Source organism: Desulfosarcina sp., assembly GCF_055467485.1.
Genome location: NZ_JBUOIV010000025.1, coordinates 50,462 through 70,833, shown reverse-complemented (window position 1 = coordinate 70,833; position 20,372 = coordinate 50,462). Strand labels below are relative to the sequence as shown.

The following is a 20,372-nucleotide window of genomic DNA, read 5'->3' as shown; positions in this document are numbered from 1 at the left end:
ATGGCCTTGAGATAACTCATGGAACCCTGGCCGCTGGTGTAGTGGGTGTGGAACTCCACCGGGATCTTGATAGTTTCCTTGATGGCTTTGATGATATTGTAAGCGTCGTTGGGGGAGACCATGCCGGCCATGTCCTTGAGGACGAAGGAATCGGCCCCCATGTCTTCGCATTTTTTGGCGAAGTTGACATAGTACTCCAGGTTGAAAATGGGGCCGCCCATGCGCCGCTGGGTGAGGCTGTAGCACACCGCGGCTTGAAAGTGGGCCATGAGGCCTTCCTTCTTGGCGTCCATAAGGGCCTTTACCGAGACTTCCCAGTTGCGCATATCGTTCAAGGCGTCAAAGACCCGGAAGATGTCCACGCCGGCCTCTGCAGTGTAGCGCACGAACCGGTAGGTGACGTCATCCGCATAGTTGCGGTAGCCCACCAGGTTCTGGCCCCTGAGGAGCATCATGGTGGGGGTTTTCTTCAGAATGCCCTTAATGGTGCGGATGCGGTCCCAGGGGTCGTCACCCAGGAAACGGTGAGTGGTGTCGAAGGTCGCACCGCCCCAGGTCTCCATTCCCCAGAATCCGACCGCATCCATCATCTCCGCCACCGGAATCATGTCCTCGGTGCGCCCGCGGGTGGCGAACAGGCTCTGGTGCCCGTCGCGCAGGCTCAGATCCATGACCTTCACCGGGTTGTCCGCTTTGGGCCGCTTCACATCGTAGTTCATTTTGGTCATTTTGACTTGATCGTGGTCACTCATCGTATGGGTCTCCTCTTAAAAAATTGGATGTTTAATGGCTCGTTGGATGTTGCTTTGTCCCCCATCCTAGCGGAGTCGGTTGAAGGTTTTCATCTGCATGAGGTTGCGCATCTGCATCATGCCCTGCCTGCCGGACAGGCCCCACAAGTTGCCTTGTTCAAAGCGGCGGGGTTCCGGTCGTTTGGGCGGCGGCAGGACCAGCGCTTCCTCTTCGGTCTGGATATAGGCGGTTACCGCAGCAAGGGCGGCGGCCAGTCTTTTTTCATTTGCGTCCATTAATCGCACCTTTTTTGGGTTCGGTTGGCTTTGCTACAGGGCCGCTACACGGGGATATTGCCGTGTTTTTTCGGCGGCCGCAGTTCCCGTTTGCTGCACATGATCTCCAGGGCGTCGATCAGCCGCGGCCGGGTCTGGGCCGGTTCGATGACCGCATCGATATAGCCCCGCTGGGCGGCGCAGTAGGGGTTGGAGAACAGCTCCTCGTATTCGGCGATCTTCTCGGCCCGCTTGGCCTTGGGATCCTTGGCGCCCTTGATCTCCTTGCGATGGATGACATTGGCGGCGCCGCCAGCGCCCATGACGGCGATCTCGGCGGTGGGCCAGGCAAAGGCAAAGTCGGCGCCCAGGTCCTTGGAGCACATGGCCAGGTAGGAGCCGCCATAGTCTTTACGGGTCACCAGTAGCAGCTTGGGCACCGTGGCCTCGCTGTAGCACCACAGCAGCTTGGCGCCGTGGCGGATGATGCCGCCCCATTCCTGCTGGCTGCCGGGCAGGTAGCCGGGTACGTCGGCGATGGTCAGCAAGGGGATGTTGAAGGCATCGCAAAATCGGATGAAGCGTGTGGCCTTGTCCGATGCATTGATGTCCAGGCAGCCGGCCATGACCATGGGCTGGTTGGCGATGATGCCGATGGAGCGCCCGTTGAGGCGGGCGAAGGCCGTCAGGATATTGGTGGCAAAGTGCTGGTGGGGCTCGAAGATCTCGCCGTTGTCAACGATGCTGCGGATCACATCGCGCATATCGTAGGATTTGTTGGGGCTGTCAGGGATGATGGCGTTGAGCGCGTCGTCCGTGCGCGTGGGGTCGTCGCCCGTATCCACCATGGGCGGCTCCTCCATGTTGTTGGCCGGCAGGTAGGCCAGCAGCTGCTTGATCTGGTCGAGGGCGTCCTCGTCGCTCTCGCAGGCAAACTGGGCCACACCGCTTTTTTCGTTGTGGGCCATGGCGCCGCCCAGGTCTTCGAAGTTGATCTCCTCGCCGGTGACCGATTTGATCACTTCAGGGCCGGTGATGAACATGTAGCTGGTGTTCTTGACCATGAAAATGTAATCGGTCATGGCAGGCGAATAGACCGCCCCGCCGGCCGTTGGCCCCATGATGGCCGAGATCTGGGGGATCACGCCGGAGGCCACCGAGTTGCGGTAGAAAATCTGGCCGAAGCCGGAAAGCGAATCCACGCCCTCCTGGATGCGGGCGCCGCCCGAATCGTTGAGGCCAACGAAGGGTACGCCGGCCTTGAGGGCCATATCCATGACCTTGCAGATTTTCTTGGCCTGCATCTCACCGAGGCTGCCCGCCCGGGAGGTGAAATCCTGGGCAAAGGCGAACACCGGCCGGCCGTCCACCATTCCATGCCCGGTGACCACACCGTCCGAGGGAATCTCGACATCCTCCATGCCGAAGTTGACACAGCGGTGCCGTACGAACATGTCGACCTCCCGAAAGGTTCCCTTATCGAACAGCTTTGCCAGCCGTTCACGGGCGGTCAGCCTGCCGTTCTCCTTGTGCTTGGCGACCAGCTTGTCTCCGCCCATCTCAAGGATGCGGGCTTCGCGCGCCTTGAGATCCTTGATTTTTTCCTTCACAATACCCATGTCGCATTCCTTTCACCTGAAGTGCAGAACTATTTGACTAGCTGCCGGGCAATCATGAAAGTCATCGGGCAGCCGTCCGCAAATTAAATATAACTATAAATAATAAATGGTTGAACAATATTTCTAATGGAAAGCACGTTGGAAAAATAAACTTTAATTTTTATAGACTCAGCCATCCTTGTCAAGTAAAAAAAGAAGCGTTTCAGCGCCCGCGGTGGGGGAGAGGTCACCCCGTTCCACCGACGCTTCAATATCCCGCAACCGGTCTTTGACCGCATGGTTGCCGAAGAACCGTTCCTTGAGCCCGTCCTCGATGCGGGACCACATCCAGGCCAACGCCTGGCGGCGGCGTTTTTCCTCAAGTTCACCGGTGGCAGACAGCCGCTTGCGATAATCCAGAATGGTTTCCCATAATGTGTCCACCCCGGCCAATGTCAAGGCACTGCAGGCCAGCACCGGCGGCGACCAGGTGGGCGATGCCGGGTTGAGCAGGTGCAGGGCCATCTCGTAGGATCGTCGGGCCTTCTCGGCCTTTTCGATGTTATCGCCGTCGGCCTTGTTGATGGCCACCGCGTCGGCCAGTTCCAGGACTCCTTTTTTGATGCCCTGAAGCTCGTCTCCGGCACCGGCCAGCATGAGCACCAGGAAAAAGTCGACCATGGAGGCCACGGTGGTTTCCGACTGTCCCACGCCGACGGTTTCCACGAGCACCACATCGAACCCGGCGGCCTCGCAAACCAGCAGCGTCTCCCGGGTCATGCGGGCCACGCCGCCCAGGGTGCCGCCAGAAGGCGACGGGCGGATGAACGCACCCGGTGCGACGGAGAGCCTTTCCATGCGGGTCTTGTCCGCCATGATGCTGCCGCCGCTGCGAGTGCTGGATGGGTCCACGGCCAGCACCGCCACCTGAAGCCCCTTTTCCACCAGCATCATGCCGAAGCTCTCGATGAAGGTGCTCTTGCCGACACCGGGAACGCCGGTGATGCCAAGGCGAACGGCCTTTCCCGTTTCGGGAAGAAGGCGGTCCACCACGGTGCGTCCCAATTGCCGGTGCGCGGGGTGTGCGCTTTCGATCAGGGTGATGGTCTTGGCCAGGATGCGGCGGTTGCCGGCGCGGACGCCGTCAACGTAAAATTCAGGATCCCTTTCACCCATTGCTAAAAACCAGTTCCATAGCGTTTGATTATGATTTGCGGCTGTCCAGGGCGTTGAGCACCTTGTTGGCCGAATCGGTAATGGCCGTGCCGGGGCCGAATACGCCAACGGCGCCGGCTCGATACAGAAAGTCGTAGTCCCCCGGCGGGATCACGCCGCCGACGATGACCAGAATGTCTTCGCCGCCGGCTTTTTTCAAGGCCTCGATGAGTTGGGGCACCAGCGCCTTGTGGCCGGCGGCCAGGCTGGAGGCGCCCACCAGGTGGACATCGTTCTCCACGGCCATTTTGGCCGCTTCCTCCGGCGTCTGGAACATGGGGCTGATGTCCACGTCGAAGCCCAGATCGGCAAAGGCGGTCGCCACCACCTTGACCCCGCGGTCGTGCCCGTCCTGGCCCATTTTGGTGAGCAGGATGCGTGGGCGGCGGCCCTCCTTGTCCATGAAGTCGGCCGTGCGTTTGCGAATGGCCTCGATGACCGCACTGTCCGAATACTCCGATGCATAAACCCCGGAGATGCACTGGGTGGTGGCCACGAACCGTCCGAATACCTTTTCCATGGCGTCCGACACCTCACCCACGGTGGCCCGGGCGCGCATGGCCTCGATGCAGGCCGCCAGCAGGTTGCCACCGCTTTCGGCGGCATGGGTGACGCCGCCCAGGGCGTTTCCGACGACGGCGGCGTCACGCCCGGCCTTGAGTTTCTTGATCATGCGGATCTGGTCCTCACGTACCTGTTCGGAAACCTCCAGTACGTCCATGGGGGTATCTTCGTCGAGCTTGTACTTGTTGACGCCGACAATGACATCCAGTCCCTGGTCGATGCGGGCCTGCTTGCGGGCCGCCGACTCTTCGACCCGCAATTTGGGCATGCCGGTTTCGATGGCCTTGGCCATGCCGCCCAGCGCCTCCACCTCGTCGATGATTTTGCGGGCTTCCTTGATGATGCCGTCGGTGAGCGCTTCGATATAGTATGAACCGCCCAGCGGGTCGACGGTATGGCACACCTGGGACTCCTCCTGGATGATGATCTGGGTGTTGCGGGCGATGCGGGCCGAAAAGTCCGTGGGCAATCCCACGGCCTCGTCGAATGAGTTGGTATGCAGGCTCTGGGTGCCGCCCAGCACTGCCGCCAGGGCTTCCAGGGTGGTGCGGATGATGTTGTTGTAGGGATCCTGCTGGGTGAGGCTCCAGCCGGATGTCTGGACATGCGTTCGCAGCATGGATGACTTGGGATTTTTCGGATTGAAGGGCTTGAGCATGTCATGCCACAAGTAGCGGGCCGCCCGCAGCATGGCGATTTCCATGAAAAAGTTCATGCCCACGCCGAAGAAAAAGCTAAGCCGCGGGGCAAATGCGTCGATGTCCAGTCCGGCGGCGATGGCGGCACGGACGTATTCCAGTCCGTCCGCCAGGGTGAAGGCCGTCTGGAGCACGCTGTTGGCGCCGGCTTCCATCATGTGGTAGCCGCTGATGCTGACCGTGTTGAACTTGGGCATGTTCGCTGAGCAGTAGGCGATGATGTCGGAGACGATGCGCATGGAGGGCTCAGGCGGATAGATGTAGGTGTTGCGGGTCAGGTACTCCTTCAGGATGTCGTTCTGGATGGTGCCGGAAAGCTGTTCCTGTTTGACGCCCTGTTCTTCGGCGGCAACGATATAGCCTGCCATGATGGGCAGCACGGCCCCGTTCATGGTCATGGAGACGCTCATTTTATCCAGGGGGATCTGATCGAAGAGGACTTTCATATCTTCCACCGAGTCGATGGCCACGCCGGCCTTGCCCACATCGCCCATCACGCGGGGGTGATCCGAGTCATAGCCGCGGTGAGTGGCCAGGTCAAAGGCCACCGAGAGACCCTTTTGGCCCGCGGCCAGGTTGCGTCGGTAAAACGCATTGGAGTCCTTGGCCGTCGAAAATCCGGCGTACTGGCGGATGGTCCAGGGGCGCCCGGCATACATGGTGGCCATGGGGCCCCGGACATACGGGGCGAAGCCGGGCAGAGTGTTGACATGGGGCATGCCTTCCAGGTCCTGGGCTGTGTACAGCGGCTTGACCCGGATGCCTTCCGGGGTATCCCATTCAAGGTCTTCCAGGGTTTTTCCCCTGAGCTGCTTGGCGGACAAATCCTTCCATTTTTGCAAATCGGGATGTTCTGTCATGGTGTGCTCCTTTGCTAAAAACGGTTGATCGATTTCAAATGGGGGTACCGGTTTCCCGATAACGCCCCTTTATCAACATCGTCATGTGGACGCGGCCGTCAACGGCCGGTGCGTCAGTTGCGATTGTTCTCCGGATTGGAAATGGCCCGCCAGACCATTTCGAAAAGCATGCTGGCCTGATCGGTCAGTCGGCCCTGCTGCCCCCTGGAGATCCACATGGTAAATGCCCGCTGCACCGTCCCCAACATGAAATCCAGCAATACGCCGGCACGCACATGCGGATTCAGGTGCCCCTCCTTCTGGCCGTTGCGCATGACTTCGAGATAGAGGTTGATCATCTTTTTCTGCTTGAACGTTTCATCGGCCATCCAGGTTTTCATGGGCAGGGTCATGAAAATGATTCGGGCCAGTCCCGGATTGCGCTCGTAGTAATCCAGCTGAAGCCAGAGGACTTTGCGCATTTTTTCCTTGAGGTCTTCGATGCCCTGGAGGTGGTCGTAAATTCGTTCGGTCAGTTTGCCCAGCCAGACGTCCACAAAGGCAAAGACCAACCGCTCTTTGGACCCGTAGTGTTTATATATGGTTGAAAAACTCACCCCCGCCCGGTTGGCCACGTCGCGGATATTGGCCTTGTGAAAATCGGAATGGGAAAAAATGTCCAGAACGGCCTGTTCAAGCCGCTGGTACACTTCGGGTTTAAGGGGTGTGAACATTGTTATGGTTTGTCCGTTAGTGAGGAAGAGTGCCCTTCCTGGCTGAATTTAAACCTACTGTATTTACATCGAAAATTATTCTATTAAGTTTTTTGAATATTTATGTATTCGTATTGAATAATGATGTTTCTTTTGCAAGAAAATTATATTTATCTGAAATATATATTAAAAAAAGCCTTGCTGATATTTTATTGAACCGGAAGAGTAACAATGTTATGGTTCGGCAGGTTAAAATGGGCACCAATCCTCTGTCAAGAAAAATATTTTGAATTTTGATCAATAAATGAATGCTATTTATAGTGTTCGCTGTGGTCTTCGCCCGGCCGGCAGCAACCGGCCGATCAACTAAATCCCATCCTAACGCTTGATCCAAAACCGGAAGGCAAATATAGTGCTGGGCCAAACCGCAACTGCCAGGAACGGGTATCTGTCGATCCGTGGGTGGCCTCGGCCACGACAAAAACCTGCCCATTGTCAAGGGATGCGGTTAACGACAACGACGGTGGGACATGCGGTGGCGGGGCCACCGACCTTCTAACCGCTATCTAGAAAGGAAACGGCCGCTCGGCCGGCCGCAACAGATGTACACACTCGACGATTACGACTACCACCTGCCGGAGGCGCTGATCGCCCAGACCCCGGCAGCCGATCGGGACGGATCCAGACTGCTTCACCTGAACCGCGTTAGCGGCGCTGTCTCGCACCGGCATTTCCATGAAATCGTTAACCTGCTGCGCCCTTCGGACGTCCTGGTGGTGAACAACACCCGGGTGGTCCCGGGACGCCTGCATGGCCGAAAGTCCACCGGCGGCAAAGCCGAACTGCTGATCCTCGATTATGGCGAAACCGATGGCCACGAACCGAATGATTGCAAACGGGTCTACCGCTGCCTGATCAAGGCTTCCAAACAGGCCGGCGCCGGCACGCGGATCTATTTCGACCAGGGGCTGGTCGGCGAGGTCCGGGATTTTTCCGAAGGCATCTATACGGTCGCCTTCTCGGCACCGGAACCTTTTGACGGCCTGCTCCACCGGATCGGGCGGATGCCTTTGCCGCCATATATCAAAAGGGATGAAACGCAGCCGGATGAAGCGGACCGGATGCGTTATCAGACCGTTTATGCCCGGGAGCAGGGCGCCATTGCCGCCCCTACCGCCGGTTTGCATTTTACCGATGCGGTCCTGTCTCAGATCGGCGAAAAAGGGGTCACGGTGACCCCCGTCACCCTTCACGTGGGCTACGGCACCTTCGTTCCGGTGCGCGTGGACGATATCCGGGACCACCGCATGCACGACGAATGGTACGCCATTTCCCGAGAGACGGCCCGCATCGTCAGCCAGGCCAAAGCTAAAGGCCGCCGGGTGGTGGCCGTGGGCACCACCAGCGTGCGCACGCTGGAGTTTGCCACCGGACCGGACGGGGCCATCCAACCGGGGCGCGGCCGGTGCGATCTCTTCATCTATCCCGGATACACCTTCAAGAGCGTGGACGCCGTCATCACCAATTTCCACCTTCCCCGATCCACCCTGCTCATGCTGGTGTCGGCCTTTGCCGGCAGGGAAACCATGCTTCGGGCATACGCCGAGGCCGTGAAGGCAAATTATCGCTTTTTCAGTTATGGGGATGCGATGTTGATAGAATAGGTGGATCGCTTGTCAGGCTTAAGGCTGAAGGTGCGCCGAGAGCAGTGAACAGTGATCCGTGAACGGTTTGAACCCAACCAATCCAACAGGCTCAACAAACCCAAAAAACTCAGATTATGATTGATTTCAAATTATTATCCCAATCCGGCACCGCACGGGCCGGTGTTTTCGGAACCGTGCATGGAAAAATCGAAACCCCGGTCTTCATGCCCGTGGGAACCCAGGCCACGGTCAAGGCCGTGAGCCCGGAAGAGCTGAAGGCGGGCGGCGCCCAGATCATCCTGGGCAATACCTATCATCTCTACCTGCGGCCCGGCTGCGACATCATCGGCCGGTTTGCCGGGCTGCACCGGTTCATGAACTGGGACCGGCCCATTCTCACCGACAGCGGCGGTTTCCAGGTGTTTTCCCTTGCCAGGCTGCGAAAGCTCACCGAGGAGGGCTACGCCTTTCAGTCCCACATCGACGGCAGCCGGCATATGCTTTCGCCGGAGAAATCCATCGAGGTCCAGATCTGCCTCAATTCCGACATCATCATGTGTCTGGATCAGTGCCTCGCGCATCCGGCCACCCATGAGCAGGCCGAGGCGGCCCTGGCGTTGACCACCCGCTGGGCCCAGCGGTGCAAGGCCTTCTGGCAGGAGCGAACCGACCGGCAAAACAGCCTGTTCGGCATCGTCCAGGGCGGGATGTTCGCGGACCTGCGGGCACGGTCTGCCGAAGCGATCGCGGCGATCGGGTTTCCCGGCTACGCCATCGGCGGCCTGAGCGTAGGCGAGCCCAAGGCGTTGATGATGGACATGGCGGCCCGCACCCTGCCATTGCTTCCCGATGATCGGCCCCGGTATGTCATGGGGGTGGGCACCCCCGAGGACCTGGTGGAACTGGTTGACCTGGGGGCCGACATGTTCGACTGCGTCATGCCCACGCGCAATGCTCGAAACGGGCAGCTGTTCACCGAGCGGGGTACGGTCAACATCTGCAACGCACGCTTTCGCGAAGACGAGGGGCCGGTGGATGCGGCCTGTGACTGCTATACCTGCCGTCATTACAGCCTGGCCTACCTTCGTCATCTTTACACGGCCCGTGAAATCCTGGCCTATCGGCTGAATACCATCCACAACCTTCACTATTACCTGAATCTGGTCAATGGCATGCGCGCGGCGATCCTTGCCGGAACGTTTGACCGTTTCAAAAAGGCGTTCTATAGTAAGCGGAACGAATGACGGTTTCCCAACCCGCACGCGGACGGCCGGAACTATTTGGGACAGCGGCCTTTTCGGGACTGGCCCGCCTCGATGGCGAACGGGTTGCGCAAGCGTCCCAGACCAATTGGTTAATGCACTCATCAACGGTGAACCGTTCGATTCTATTGGACAATCGAGTCGGTCAATTTCGGGAAAGGGGACATGCAATGAAAGAGAAAGTAGAAGCGGCTATCGATAAGATCCGGCCCATGCTGCAGGCGGACGGCGGTGATGTGGAACTGGTCAGCGTGGAAAACGGTATCGTCAAGGTCCGGCTTCAGGGGGCCTGTGCCGGCTGCCCCATGTCCCAGATGACGCTGAAAAACGGAATCGAGCGGGTGCTCAAGCAGCAAATTCCCGAAATCAAATCGGTTGAATCGGCCTGATTCGCCCTGAGCCTGAAGATACCCAACAAGAGGGTGAGCATCTCCGGCGTGCGATTGCCGCGGCGGCCAGAAATTCCGCCACCGTCTGTCACCATACGATCCCGCCATTTGCCTGCCACTTTTTTTGCCCGTTGACACAAAGGCCCGCTATTTTTTAGTCTGTCCGGCTGTTATTGCCAACCCACGCTGGAACACAGGAGCGGCGGATGCTAAACCGGTCTCGTCGATTTGCGGACCTGCGCATCCGCTACAAGTTGCTCATCAGCTATTCGGCGGTGTTTGTCCTCCGTTCTCGATTGACATCGGCATCATATACGTTTTCGTCAAGGAAGCCATCGAGGCCAATATTGAAAGAGAGCTGACAAACACCACCCAAACCATCTTGAACATGGTTCGGACCTCCGCCGGTGTATCCATTAACAATCACCTGCGTGCCGTTGCCGAAAAAAACAGGGAGATCGCCCGCATTTTTACCAGCAGGCCCTGGCCGGGGTAATCAGCATGGAATCGGCCAAAAGCCGGACCCGGGAGGTGATGCTGAGCCAGACGATCGGAAAAACCGGTTACATTTACTGTATCGACAGCCATGGCATCATCCTGATTCACCCGGAAAGCGCCCTCATTCTCGAGGACCTGTCCGACTATCCGTTTATTGCCGATCAGAAAATAAGGAAAGTCGGCTAACGGGAATACAACTGGAAGAATCCGGGAGAGACCCATCCGCGACCCAAGGCGCTGTGCATTGTTTAGCGTCAGAGCATTTGAGACACAGTCAAGGCTTTTATTAATGGATACTCCTGGGTTAACTTGAAACCCACAGGAGTGAACGATGAGCCATCCAAACGGAGCTGAAAGCAAGGTCAGGGAGATCCGTCGGAAGACCAGAAAACGATACTCGGCAGAGGAAATAATCCGTATCGTGCTTGAGGGCCTCCGTGGAAAGGAGAGGTTATGAAAGAATCACTGCTGCCCGGTATCGAACACGAATTTCGCTTTCCGGTTACCGACGCCAAAACGGTCCCTGCACTTTATCCGGAAGCGACCGAGTTCCAGGCTATGCCTAGCGTGTTTGCCACCGGTTTCATGGTGGGGTTGTTTGAATGGGCGTGCATTCAACTGACCAACCCGCACCTGGACTGGCCCAACGAGCAGACGGTGGGAACCCACGTTGATGTCAGCCACACGGCCGCCACCCCTCCAGGATTCGACGTAACGGTCAACGTGAAGCTGGTGGAAGTGGATCGGCGACGACTGGTTTTTGAAATCGAGGCCCACGATGGCGCCGATCGGATCGCCCGGGGCAGGCACGAGCGGTTTGTCATCGACAAGGCAAAATTCGATGCCAAGCTGAAGGATAAAATAGACAGCGCCGGCGGATGACGGGATTCCGGAACAGGGGTGACGGCGGCGCTGAGGTGTTCAGGACAAAGCGGCCGCGTTGAAGCCCAAGAATTATTCCTTCGCTTCAGCTTGTGCCGGTCATATTCACCTGCACCCATTGCAGGAGTGACATCTTGAGCTAACCGGCCACGATTATCCGCTCACGGCGGACGGTCGACAGCCCTATCATCCCTGGTACATCCCCCCGGCAAGGTCGGCCATCTCGCATTCAAGACCGTTGGCATTGAGCAATGACACGACATCGTGCATTGCGGCGGCGCCTTCAATGTCTACCTCGAGGCTCCCTCCTGCGCGCTTGAGGGGAAATGCATGTCGATCAAGGATGCGGACCGCCTGGTCACAGTCGTTCACCCGGAAACCGACCACACAGAAGTCTCCCATATAGAAGGCGGGCAGCGGGCGGTTGCCTGGCGCTGCATCCGGCCGGTCATTATTCTGGACGATGGGATAGTAGGTCATGACAATGTTCCTGTTTCATGGGAAGGTTGAATCGTGAATCGGCATTGATCACCTCGATTCAAAGCTAAGCAGTCATCATCCGGTCGCAACCGGCATCTGTTCCCTGGCGGTTGGCCCAACGGAGAGAATCGGGCGACCACGAGAAGCGTTCAGCCATTGAAAATGAGCTTTTTTCAGGATGCATCCATGCTGCAAACCATTTCCAAACATGGCATCCGGTATGTGTTGGCGGTGCCGACGGGTCAATGGCGATCAGAGGATTTCAGCGCCGCCGCCGCCCGGCGGGTGCTTGGATTTCACCGCACGATTCCCGGGTATCAGCCGACCCGCCTCGTTCACCTGCCTGGACTGGCCCGGCGATGGGGTGTCGGCGAGATCCTGGTCAAGGACGAATCGACGCGTTTCGGGCTTGAGGCCTTCAAGGTGTTAGGGGGCAGCTATGCGGTCGCACGGTTGATGTGCCGCCGGCTGGGAATCGAACCGGCAGCGCTCGATTTCAACGAACTGGCGGGTGACGATTTCCGCCGGCGCATCGGGCAGATGACGCTGGTGACGGCTACCGACGGAAACCATGGCCGCGGTGTGGCCTGGGCTGCCGAGCAGATGGGGCTGAAAGCCGTCGTCTATATGCCCAAAGGATCGGTTCAATCCCGTGTGGACAGGATTCGCGCCCATGGCGCCACGGTCCATGTGACCGATCTGAATTACGACGACACCGTGCGTCTGGCCGGTCGCATGTCCCATGAAAACGGGTGGCAGGCCATTCAGGATACCGCTGCAGAAGGGGATGCCGACATTCCCCGCTGGATCATGCAGGGCTACACCACCATAAGCATGGAGGCCATCGATCAAATGGCCGGAAAGCGGTTGCCTCCCACCCATGTTTTTCTTCAGGCCGGGGTGGGCTCTTTTGCCGGGGCCATGGTCGCTCACCTGGCCGGTGTCTTCAACGACGAACCACCCCGGTTCGCGGTTGTTGAGCCAACCCGTGCAGCCTGCCTGCTCGCTTCAGCCGCTGCCGGGGATGGCCGGCCCCATGCGGTCGCCGGCGATCTGGACACGATCATGGCCGGGCTTGCCTGCGGGGAACCCAACCCCATGGCCTGGGAGATTCTGCGGGAGTTCTCCAGCGCCTATATCAGCTGTGACGATTACGTGGCCGCCAACGGCATGCGCATCCTGGCCAATCCGCTGGCGGGGGATGAACGCATCGAGGCGGGCGAGTCCGGAGCCGTCGGTATCGGCTTGCTGGACATGCTCGCCAACCGGCCTGATTTCATCGCGCTGAAGACCGGGCTGGATATCGGGCCGCATGCCAGGATCCTGTTTTTCAACACCGAAGGGGCTACCGATCCGGAGAACTATCGTGAGATCCTCTGGCACGGGAAATACCCCATCACGACATAGCCCCGCCTTTGTCCGGCCCCGAATCAACAGCCTGAATGGCGGGCTGCCGGCAGATTGATTCTACGGTGGCGCAATTGACGCCGATCCGCTCAAGCCCGTCGATGTCTGTCTGAGCCATCCCGGAGATGGCATCCACCACCGCCGTGATTCGAAAATCCCGTTCGCTGGCCTGGTAGATGGATGTTCGCGGGCAGTTGGGATAGTTGCAGCCGCAGACTACCAGCGTGGAGACGGCTTTCTCTTCGAGAGCAGCTTCAAGAGGCGTGCGATAAAAGGCGCCCCAGCGGGGTTTGAAAACGATGGCTTCTGCGGGGCCGATCCGTTGAATCGAACCGGACATCAACAGATCGTCATCGATGCGGATACCTTGGACTGGAAGCAGCGCATCGGCCGGCCGACGCCCCGGCGTTCCTTTCAGTAGAATTGGCTTTCCGGCAAGCAGAGACCGTCGGCGGCACCGGTCGGCGTCGCGGGCATCCGGTGTGTAGATGCGGATGACATGGAAGATGGGCCGACCGGCCGTGCGGAAAGCCCGGCACAGCTGATGGATCCGCGGCAGTATGGCCGAGGTGCCGGGAACTTCGAAGGGGCCGCCGTCCAGGGTATCGTTCTGAACGTCGATGGTGATCAGGGCGGCCCGGTCATACTCGGGCATGGTCAATGGGTCGGGTGGTGTCATGACGGTTGTCCCCTACGCGCAGGGTTTTAGCATCGCGGTTGAATTTTTTGAAAATGAAAATGGCTGCCGCCCGTCAACCGACGGTGCAGCGGTTGCGGCCGTTTTCCTTGCTCCTGTAGAGCAGGGTATCGGCGCGTTTGATGATACTGTCGGCGGTGTCGGTTTGGCCGGCCAGTGTGGCGCCGATGGACACCGTCACCTTCAGCGTCAGGCCGTTGTCCCGGATATGCGATTTCTCCACCAGGGAGCGTACCCGCTCGGCGGCTGATCGCAGGCCATCGCCATCGACGCGTTTGAGGATGCCGACAAACTCTTCTCCGCCCCAGCGCCCCATCAGATCCGACGGACGGGCGGTGTTCGTGAACGTGCGGGCCACGGCCCTGAGTACACGATCGCCCACGTCATGGCCATAGGTATCGTTGACCCGTTTGAAAAAATCGATATCCATGAAGACGATGCCAAAGGTCGCCCCGTAGCGATTTTTCTCAGAAATCCGGTTGTTTAGCTCCATCTCGAGGTACCGGCGGTTGGCCAGCTGGGTCAGGTTGTCCAGAAAAGACAGTTTTTCCAGTTCGTTGACTTTGGTGGTGATGGCATTGTTGGCGCTCAGGTCGGTGAACATCTCGGCGCCGCCAATAATGTTGCCGGCGGTGTCATGCAAGGGGGCCGCCCGGATCCAGACGGGCACGCGATGGCCGTCTTTGTGCTGAAGGTACACTTCCGCATCCCGGAAGTTGCCGTCCTGGATGGTCGCCTGCAGGGGGCATCTGCCATGGCACAGGTTGTTACCATCCTGGTCCACATGAACGAGAATGTTGTCCCGGCACCGACGACCGATGACCTCTTCGGAACGGTATCCCGTGATCCGTTCGGCCACGCGATTCCAGTAGATGATCGACCGGTCCTTGTCCACCAGGTAAAGCCCGTCAAAAATGTTTTCGATCAGTGATTGGTAGTCGATATCCATAACGGTCCTTCCATCCCGCATCGAAGTGGTTTTCGTTCGCGGCGCCGTTTACCATCGATCACTTCAGGTCAACCTGTCGCCATACGGCGTCTTCGGCCTTCAGGGTAATCAGTCGTCGAGACGTCCGCAGGGTAATCTTGTTGTAGGTGGTTTTCAGTGAATCAACCGTCTCTTTGAGTTGGAATCGAATTTCGGCAACGCCCCTGCGATAGGAGGAGAACCCGTATGCCCGCGCCGGGGTGACCACGGCGGCGACCCGGCCTTCCGCTTCCTTGGCGACGATCGGTTCGCCAAGCGGAAGGCGGGTCTGGAAGAAGCCGCCGGTATGGGTGCCGAAGGTGACGATGCGTTCACCGGTCAGCATCACCAGCAGGTGGGCCGCGATCAGCATGTCGGGCGGCTCTTTTTTTTCAATGATCTTTAACGGGCGAACGTTCCACTTCCCCGATCTGACCGAGACGGCCAGCAGGCGCCCATTGGTCAGAAAGGCTCCGATTTCCCCTTTGGCCCCCTGCCAGAGAATCGTCTCATCTGAACGTTTCGCTTCGGAAAAATTGCGTTTTCCATCCACCACGGCGATGAAGGCGCTGTCCGTGGCAAAGATATCCACCAGGTCCTCGACCTCTTCGTATGCCATTGCCCGTGGGGTTGTCATGAACAGGGCGACGATGCACCATAACCATTTTTTACGGCCAACGCTCATGGTCACGTATCCAGTCAATCGGCAACATAGCGCGGGTATGTGGCTTTGGCCGCTTCCGCCCGGCCGATATCGATATCCATGGTCAGAAACGGCTCGCTGGCAGATGTGGTGCCCAGCACGTCTCCGGCTTCGGGTTCGATGACCCAGCCTGTGCCGCCAAAATCCGACCCGGGAATGTTGGGGCCGACAAGGTTGGACGACAGGCAGTATGCCCCCGAAACCACGGCGGCGGTCCGGCCGCCTGCGATCCACTTGTCGGTGGACGAGGCCGGTGTCACCCGCGGGCAGACGATGATGTGGGCACCGTGCCGGCCATAGTCGCGGGCATGCCGGGAGAACCATATTTCGGTGCAGATGAGAAATCCGTAGACCGCCCCACCGCAGTCTATCGTTTCAAAGGCGCCTTCTCCCCGCTGGTACCACGAGGCCTCCCAGTAACCGGCTTCGTCGGGCAGGTAATATTTGGTGTGGGTGGGAACGGCCGCCCCGTCCGGCGTCCAGGCAAACCCCTGATTGCACGGCGATCCGCTTATGACCATCGGCCGGGTGCCCATGACCAGGCCGGCGCCCAGTTCGGGCAGGCGCTGAATCCAGCGCTGGTGGGCCGCCACCGCCTGATGCCACTGTTCGGGATCCGCCAGTTCCGCGGCGGCCAGCCAGGGGTGAAAAGGCATTTCAGGCAGCAGCACCAGATCGCTCCCGACCGTGCGCGTGTGGTCGGTGAGCCGCTTCCATTGCCTGGTGAGCGCGACCGGGTCATTGGGCAGTTCGCAGACGGTGACCTTCAACGGGCCTGTCCTTCCTGTGGGGGTGAAACGCATCGGTCGCTGGTTGCCATGGCAAACCTAATTTACAGCATCATCGCACCGGGTCAAGAACCCTGAGGCATTTGCATTCGGGAAACGGCCGATCTCCGGACTGGTAGGCCGGCATGAAGAAGGTCGTGCGCCAGAATACGGCAGAGAAGAGAAAACGGGGCGGCCTCCTCGAGAAGTCTGGCAGCAGGTGATACCAGCGGTAACCGGCAGCGCTGAAGCAGTCCCTGCAGTGCGACGCATAACCCACCTTCCGGGCGGCGGCCAGGGCGGCATCACGCTGGCAACGCGAGCCGGCGACTGACCTGAAAATCCTTCTGTCCGGTCCATGGCGGGCCAGCTGATCCCTGACCCGCTTGTATTCCTGGAATCGGGACCGGGCATCCAACTGGGTGAACAGGGGAAACAGGCCCAGCGATACGAGGGCCGGGTACGCCAGCGGATGGTCGCCGATACAGGTGGCGATGGCGGTGATCGTAAACAGTTCGGTGACGGTGATGGCGTGCAGCAGTATCCCCGCGGACAGGTAACCGGCGCTGTGGGCGAGCCAGGAGCAGACCCTGGCAAAAACGGGCTCGGCGAGCGGCACGGTCATGGTTCCAACCCGGGTATCGGTGGCCCTGATCGATGAATGGGCCTATTCCTTAAAAAAGCGCATGCAACCGGTCCAATCCTAACAGATATGATCCGTTTTTGTCCACCGCACGCACGGGCCGCGAATGAAAGACCCTTGAATTGGCCTCCCTGTCGGGGTATCGTCAATCGATTCCGAACCAATCCTTGCTAATTGGCAAAAAAGACCCGATGCCCCCTGACCATCTTTCTCCCAATCGCCGCCTGCTGCTGATTCTGGCCACCCTGCTGGCCCTGTTCCTGGCGGCCTTGGACACGCTGATCATGAGCGCGGTCATGCCCACCATCGTGGCCGACCTGGGAGGCCTGCACCTCTACAGCTGGGTTTTTTCGACCTACCTGCTCAGCCGGGCCGTCGCCCTGCCGGTGTTCGGCAAACTGGCCGACCTGTTTCCCAATCGTACCCTTTACCTGATTTCCATCCTTATTTTTCTGCTTGGGTCCGTGCTGGCAGGCATGGCCCGGAGCATGATGGCGCTGACGGTGTTTCGGGCCATTCAGGGCATCGGGGCCGGCGGCAACTTCGCCCTGGTGTACATCGTTCTGGCGGACATTTCCGAGCCGGAAAACCGCGGCCGGATGATGTCCTACGCCAGTTTCGTCTGGGGGCTGGCCAGCGTGCTGGGGCCATCCCTGGGCGGCTTTATCGTCAGCTGGGTCTCCTGGCGATGGATTTTTTACATCAACGTGCCCATCGGCCTGCTTTCGCTGGTGGGCATCTGGTTCTTCCTGTCGGAAACCCGGGACAAGCACGAGGTCATCGAAATCGACTATGCCGGCATCATCACCCTGGTCGCGGCGATCCTCTCTTTTCTTACCGCCTTTTTGCTGGGTGGACGGGAATACGGGTGGACATCGCTGCCGATCATGGGGCTGCTTGCCCTGTTTTGCCTGTCTGCCATGGGTTTTTACGCGGCTGAAAAACGCAGCAGCGAGCCGATCCTCTGCTTCGATTTCTTCCGTTTGAGGGGGTTTTCCACCGGCAACGGTCTGGTCTTTTTCAGCAGCGTGTCGATTTTTTCACTTTCCGCCTTCAGCCCGCTGTTCATCCAGGGCGCCCTGGGCCAGTCGCCCCTCCAGCTGGGCATTGTCATGATGTTTCTCAGCTTCGGATGGTCGGCCGGGGCCCTGTATTGCGGGAGGCAATCCAACCGCTGGGGCGAAAAACCCTTTGCTCTGGCCGGGGGACTCATCCTGGTCGCCGGCTGTATGATGGCCGTGCGTTTCTCCGCGGCCACCAGCCTGTGGACCTGCGCCGCGGCCATGGGCCTGGCCGGTGTGGGCATGGGGTTCACGTCCATTGCCACCCTGCTGGTCGTCCAGAACAGCGTCGAAAAGAAAGATCTGGGCGTAGCCACGTCATCCCACCAGTTTACCCGCACCCTCGGGGGGACCGTGGGCATCGGCATCTGCGGCAGCCTGGTCACCGCCCGATTCGCCCAGGTCGCAGGCACGCTCAACCAATCGGCGTTGACGGGTAAAATAAGTCCTGCGGTAATGGACCAGATCCGTCAGAACTTTGAGAACTTCTTCCGCCCGGATGTCCAGCAGCAACTGCTGCCGGAGGTCCGAAAGGCATTGCACCAGGCCATCGGCAACTGCGTCATCGACGTTTTCTGGCTGGCGTTGGTCACCGCATTGATTTGTCTGCTTTTCGGCCTGTTCCTGCCGCAAAAAACTGCTGAAGAAGAAAAATAACCCGACGGCAAAGCATCTCATCGAATGCGGTGAAACCGTTTCTTTGAAAATGGCTTTGTTATGCGCATCGAATGCGATCAGCGCGCCGTGCCTGCGGTTGATGATCGGCGAGCGCCGGCACTCACGAGGTGCGCGTTGTCCCGGGACGCGGCGGCAAGCGGCTCGATTAAACGACCATAAAGATAATCCCGTAGCGGACATGCCGGCTTGCCATAATTGCCCGGCGGCGCTGATCATCCGCCGATGGTCATGTCGAGACGCGATGCTTTTTCCCGGAAAAAGCTTGACAGGGGAAAGGCAAGCTTGTATTTTTCTTCATCTTTTGCGCTTGAAAGGGATCGACCCGATGCTCCGCTTTTACACCGGCAGATTTTTTTACTTTTATTATTTTTTTAGCAAGGGTCTGCCCGCTGCGCGCTGAGTGTCCTGAACATCCAAACAGACAAACCAAGCCGTGGGCAGACCGAAAAACCCACGGCTTTTTTTTATCCGGGCCGTGGAGATGCTCTCCGCGGCCCTTTGTTTATGGGCAAGACTTGCAGCCAAGAAAGAGACCGCACGCACCATGGAAAAGAGTCAGAACACACCGGCCTGTACAATGGCCACCGACATCTGCGACATCCGCCAGCAGATCGACAGTATCGACGATACCATCCTGGAGTTGATCAACCGTCGGCTGAACCTGGCCAAGCGGATCGGGGATCTGAAAAAGGACAGCGGCAACCGGGTGGTGGACAGCACCCGGGAAAGCGAGATCCTCAGACGCCTGACCGCCCTGAACAAGGGGCCGCTGAACCCCAATGTCCTGCACCACATATTCATCGACATCATTGCGGCCGCGCGCGCCATCCAGGCTTCCCAACGCGTGGCCTACCTCGGTCCCGAGGCCACCTTCACCCACCTGGCGGCCACCAGCCACTTCGGCTTCTCGGTCACTTATGTTCCCCAGCCCAGCATCCGGGAGATTTTCAGCGAGGTGGAGAAAGGCGCCTGTGACTACGGGGTGGTGCCGGTGGAAAATTCCGTGGAGGGATCGGTGCGCCACACCCTGGATCTTTTTTTCGAATCAGAGTTGTGTATCTGCGCCGAGCGTTACCAACAGGTCTCCTATGATCTGCTGGCCCAGGAGATCAGCCTGGGCGCCATCAAGGCCGTCTACGCACACTCCCAGGCGCTGAACCAATGCCGCATTTGGCTCAACCAGTACCTTCCCGGAGCGGAATTGAAAGAGTGCAGTTCCAGCGCCTTCGCCGTGGGACGGGCGGCGGCGGAAAAGGGGGTGGCGGCCATTGCCGGCGGCGGTGCGGCGGCGATCTTCGGCCTGGAAGCGGCGGCCTCCAAGATCGAGGATTTTTCCCGACCACCCACGCGGTTCCTCGTTATCGGCAAGGAGAAGGTCCGGCCGTCGGGCAAGGACAAAACCTCACTGATGTTCGCCCTGGCCCATGTTCCGGGTGCCCTGGCCGGTGCGTTGGCGCCCATTACCGAAGCCGGCATCAATCTGGTCAAGATCGAGTCCCGCCCCACGCGACACGAGAGCTGGAGCCATTTCTTTTTTGTCGACCTGGAAGGGCACCTCGAAGACGGCAGCATCCAGCAGGCCATCGCCTTGATTCAGCCCCACGCGCTTTATCTGAAGAACCTGGGATCCTATCCCATGGTCGGTGTGGGAGTGTAGG

18 protein-coding genes and 2 pseudogenes are annotated in these 20,372 nt (G+C 59.0%); 8 read left to right on the top strand and 12 right to left on the bottom strand.

What is annotated here, in order from left to right; genetic code table 11:
- The 6 genes and pseudogenes from ACZCED_RS13455 to ACZCED_RS13430 form a co-directional block, all read right to left on the bottom strand.
- A pseudogene (locus tag ACZCED_RS13455) lies at nucleotides 1-752 on the bottom strand (pyruvate carboxylase subunit B); the annotation flags it as partial.
- A gap of 66 nt (nucleotides 753-818) precedes the next feature.
- The gene (locus ACZCED_RS13450) at nucleotides 819-1,028 is read right to left on the bottom strand and encodes a hypothetical protein (RefSeq protein ID WP_464860996.1); all 210 of its coding nucleotides are present in this window, start codon (nucleotides 1,026-1,028) and stop codon (nucleotides 819-821) included.
- A 44-nt stretch (nucleotides 1,029-1,072) separates the two neighbouring features.
- Nucleotides 1,073-2,626 carry an acyl-CoA carboxylase subunit beta gene (locus tag ACZCED_RS13445; protein WP_464860995.1) on the bottom strand — a complete coding sequence of 518 codons (1,554 nt, stop codon included), beginning with the start codon at nucleotides 2,624-2,626 and terminating at the stop codon, nucleotides 1,073-1,075.
- 168 nt (nucleotides 2,627-2,794) lie between these two features.
- On the bottom strand, nucleotides 2,795-3,781 hold the full coding sequence (gene meaB, locus ACZCED_RS13440; protein WP_464860994.1) for a methylmalonyl Co-A mutase-associated GTPase MeaB: 987 nt from the start codon (nucleotides 3,779-3,781) through the stop codon (nucleotides 2,795-2,797).
- 28 nt (nucleotides 3,782-3,809) lie between these two features.
- Complete coding sequence (gene scpA, locus ACZCED_RS13435; RefSeq protein WP_464860993.1) at nucleotides 3,810-5,942, bottom strand: methylmalonyl-CoA mutase; 2,133 nt, start codon at nucleotides 5,940-5,942, stop codon at nucleotides 3,810-3,812.
- 113 nt (nucleotides 5,943-6,055) lie between these two features.
- Nucleotides 6,056-6,655: a TetR/AcrR family transcriptional regulator gene (locus tag ACZCED_RS13430; protein WP_462968832.1), complete on the bottom strand. Its 600-nt coding sequence runs from the start codon at nucleotides 6,653-6,655 to the stop codon at nucleotides 6,056-6,058.
- Between the two features lie 581 nt (nucleotides 6,656-7,236).
- Between ACZCED_RS13430 and queA the strand changes: the two genes are divergently transcribed.
- The 5 genes and pseudogenes from queA (at nucleotide 7,237) to ACZCED_RS13405 (ending at nucleotide 11,311) form a co-directional block, all read left to right on the top strand.
- Nucleotides 7,237-8,298, top strand: a complete 1,062-nt coding sequence (gene queA / locus ACZCED_RS13425; RefSeq protein ID WP_464860992.1) for a tRNA preQ1(34) S-adenosylmethionine ribosyltransferase-isomerase QueA — start codon at nucleotides 7,237-7,239, stop codon at nucleotides 8,296-8,298.
- A gap of 116 nt (nucleotides 8,299-8,414) precedes the next feature.
- Nucleotides 8,415-9,524, top strand: coding sequence for a tRNA guanosine(34) transglycosylase Tgt (tgt, locus tag ACZCED_RS13420; protein ID WP_464860991.1), 1,110 nt, complete (start codon nucleotides 8,415-8,417; stop codon nucleotides 9,522-9,524).
- 188 nt (nucleotides 9,525-9,712) lie between these two features.
- Nucleotides 9,713-9,931 (top strand): NifU family protein, encoded by a 219-nt coding sequence (locus tag ACZCED_RS13415; protein WP_462968835.1) that lies wholly within the window; start codon nucleotides 9,713-9,715, stop codon nucleotides 9,929-9,931.
- A gap of 480 nt (nucleotides 9,932-10,411) precedes the next feature.
- Nucleotides 10,412-10,615: pseudogene (locus ACZCED_RS13410) on the top strand (cache domain-containing protein); the annotation flags it as partial.
- A gap of 267 nt (nucleotides 10,616-10,882) precedes the next feature.
- The gene (locus ACZCED_RS13405) at nucleotides 10,883-11,311 is read left to right on the top strand and encodes a thioesterase family protein (RefSeq protein WP_462968838.1); all 429 of its coding nucleotides are present in this window, start codon (nucleotides 10,883-10,885) and stop codon (nucleotides 11,309-11,311) included.
- A 186-nt stretch (nucleotides 11,312-11,497) separates the two neighbouring features.
- Here ACZCED_RS13405 and ACZCED_RS13400 read toward each other — a convergent pair whose 3' ends face one another.
- Nucleotides 11,498-11,791, bottom strand: coding sequence for a hypothetical protein (locus ACZCED_RS13400; protein WP_462968839.1), 294 nt, complete (start codon nucleotides 11,789-11,791; stop codon nucleotides 11,498-11,500).
- Nucleotides 11,792-11,977: 186 nt separating this feature from the next.
- Here ACZCED_RS13400 and dpaL point away from each other — a divergent pair, with 186 nt between their 5' ends.
- Nucleotides 11,978-13,198 carry a diaminopropionate ammonia-lyase gene (gene dpaL / locus ACZCED_RS13395; RefSeq protein WP_464860990.1) on the top strand — a complete coding sequence of 407 codons (1,221 nt, stop codon included), beginning with the start codon at nucleotides 11,978-11,980 and terminating at the stop codon, nucleotides 13,196-13,198.
- Here dpaL and ACZCED_RS13390 read toward each other — a convergent pair.
- The 5 genes from ACZCED_RS13390 to ACZCED_RS13370 all read right to left on the bottom strand — a co-directional run bounded on the left by ACZCED_RS13390 (nucleotide 13,188) and on the right by ACZCED_RS13370 (nucleotide 16,957).
- Nucleotides 13,188-13,877, bottom strand: coding sequence for a cysteine hydrolase family protein (locus ACZCED_RS13390; protein WP_462968841.1), 690 nt, complete (start codon nucleotides 13,875-13,877; stop codon nucleotides 13,188-13,190). The genes dpaL and ACZCED_RS13390 overlap by 11 nt on opposite strands.
- Before the next feature lie 73 nt (nucleotides 13,878-13,950).
- A complete protein-coding gene (locus ACZCED_RS13385) occupies nucleotides 13,951-14,844 on the bottom strand; it encodes a sensor domain-containing diguanylate cyclase (RefSeq protein WP_462968842.1) in 894 nt (297 codons plus the stop codon).
- A gap of 58 nt (nucleotides 14,845-14,902) precedes the next feature.
- Nucleotides 14,903-15,547: a hypothetical protein gene (locus ACZCED_RS13380; protein ID WP_462968843.1), complete on the bottom strand. Its 645-nt coding sequence runs from the start codon at nucleotides 15,545-15,547 to the stop codon at nucleotides 14,903-14,905.
- A gap of 14 nt (nucleotides 15,548-15,561) precedes the next feature.
- Entirely contained in the window at nucleotides 15,562-16,335 is a 774-nt protein-coding gene (locus tag ACZCED_RS13375; RefSeq protein WP_462968844.1) for a carbon-nitrogen hydrolase family protein, read from the bottom strand.
- 70 nt (nucleotides 16,336-16,405) lie between these two features.
- Nucleotides 16,406-16,957 (bottom strand): hypothetical protein, encoded by a 552-nt coding sequence (locus ACZCED_RS13370; protein WP_462968845.1) that lies wholly within the window; start codon nucleotides 16,955-16,957, stop codon nucleotides 16,406-16,408.
- A gap of 209 nt (nucleotides 16,958-17,166) precedes the next feature.
- Between ACZCED_RS13370 and ACZCED_RS13365 the strand changes: the two genes are divergently transcribed.
- Both ACZCED_RS13365 and pheA read left to right on the top strand, forming a co-directional pair.
- Nucleotides 17,167-18,693, top strand: coding sequence for an MDR family MFS transporter (locus ACZCED_RS13365; RefSeq protein WP_464860989.1), 1,527 nt, complete (start codon nucleotides 17,167-17,169; stop codon nucleotides 18,691-18,693).
- Nucleotides 18,694-19,258: 565 nt separating this feature from the next.
- Nucleotides 19,259-20,371: a prephenate dehydratase gene (pheA, locus tag ACZCED_RS13360; protein ID WP_462968847.1), complete on the top strand. Its 1,113-nt coding sequence runs from the start codon at nucleotides 19,259-19,261 to the stop codon at nucleotides 20,369-20,371.
- The last annotated feature ends 1 nt before the right edge of the window (nucleotide 20,372 follow it).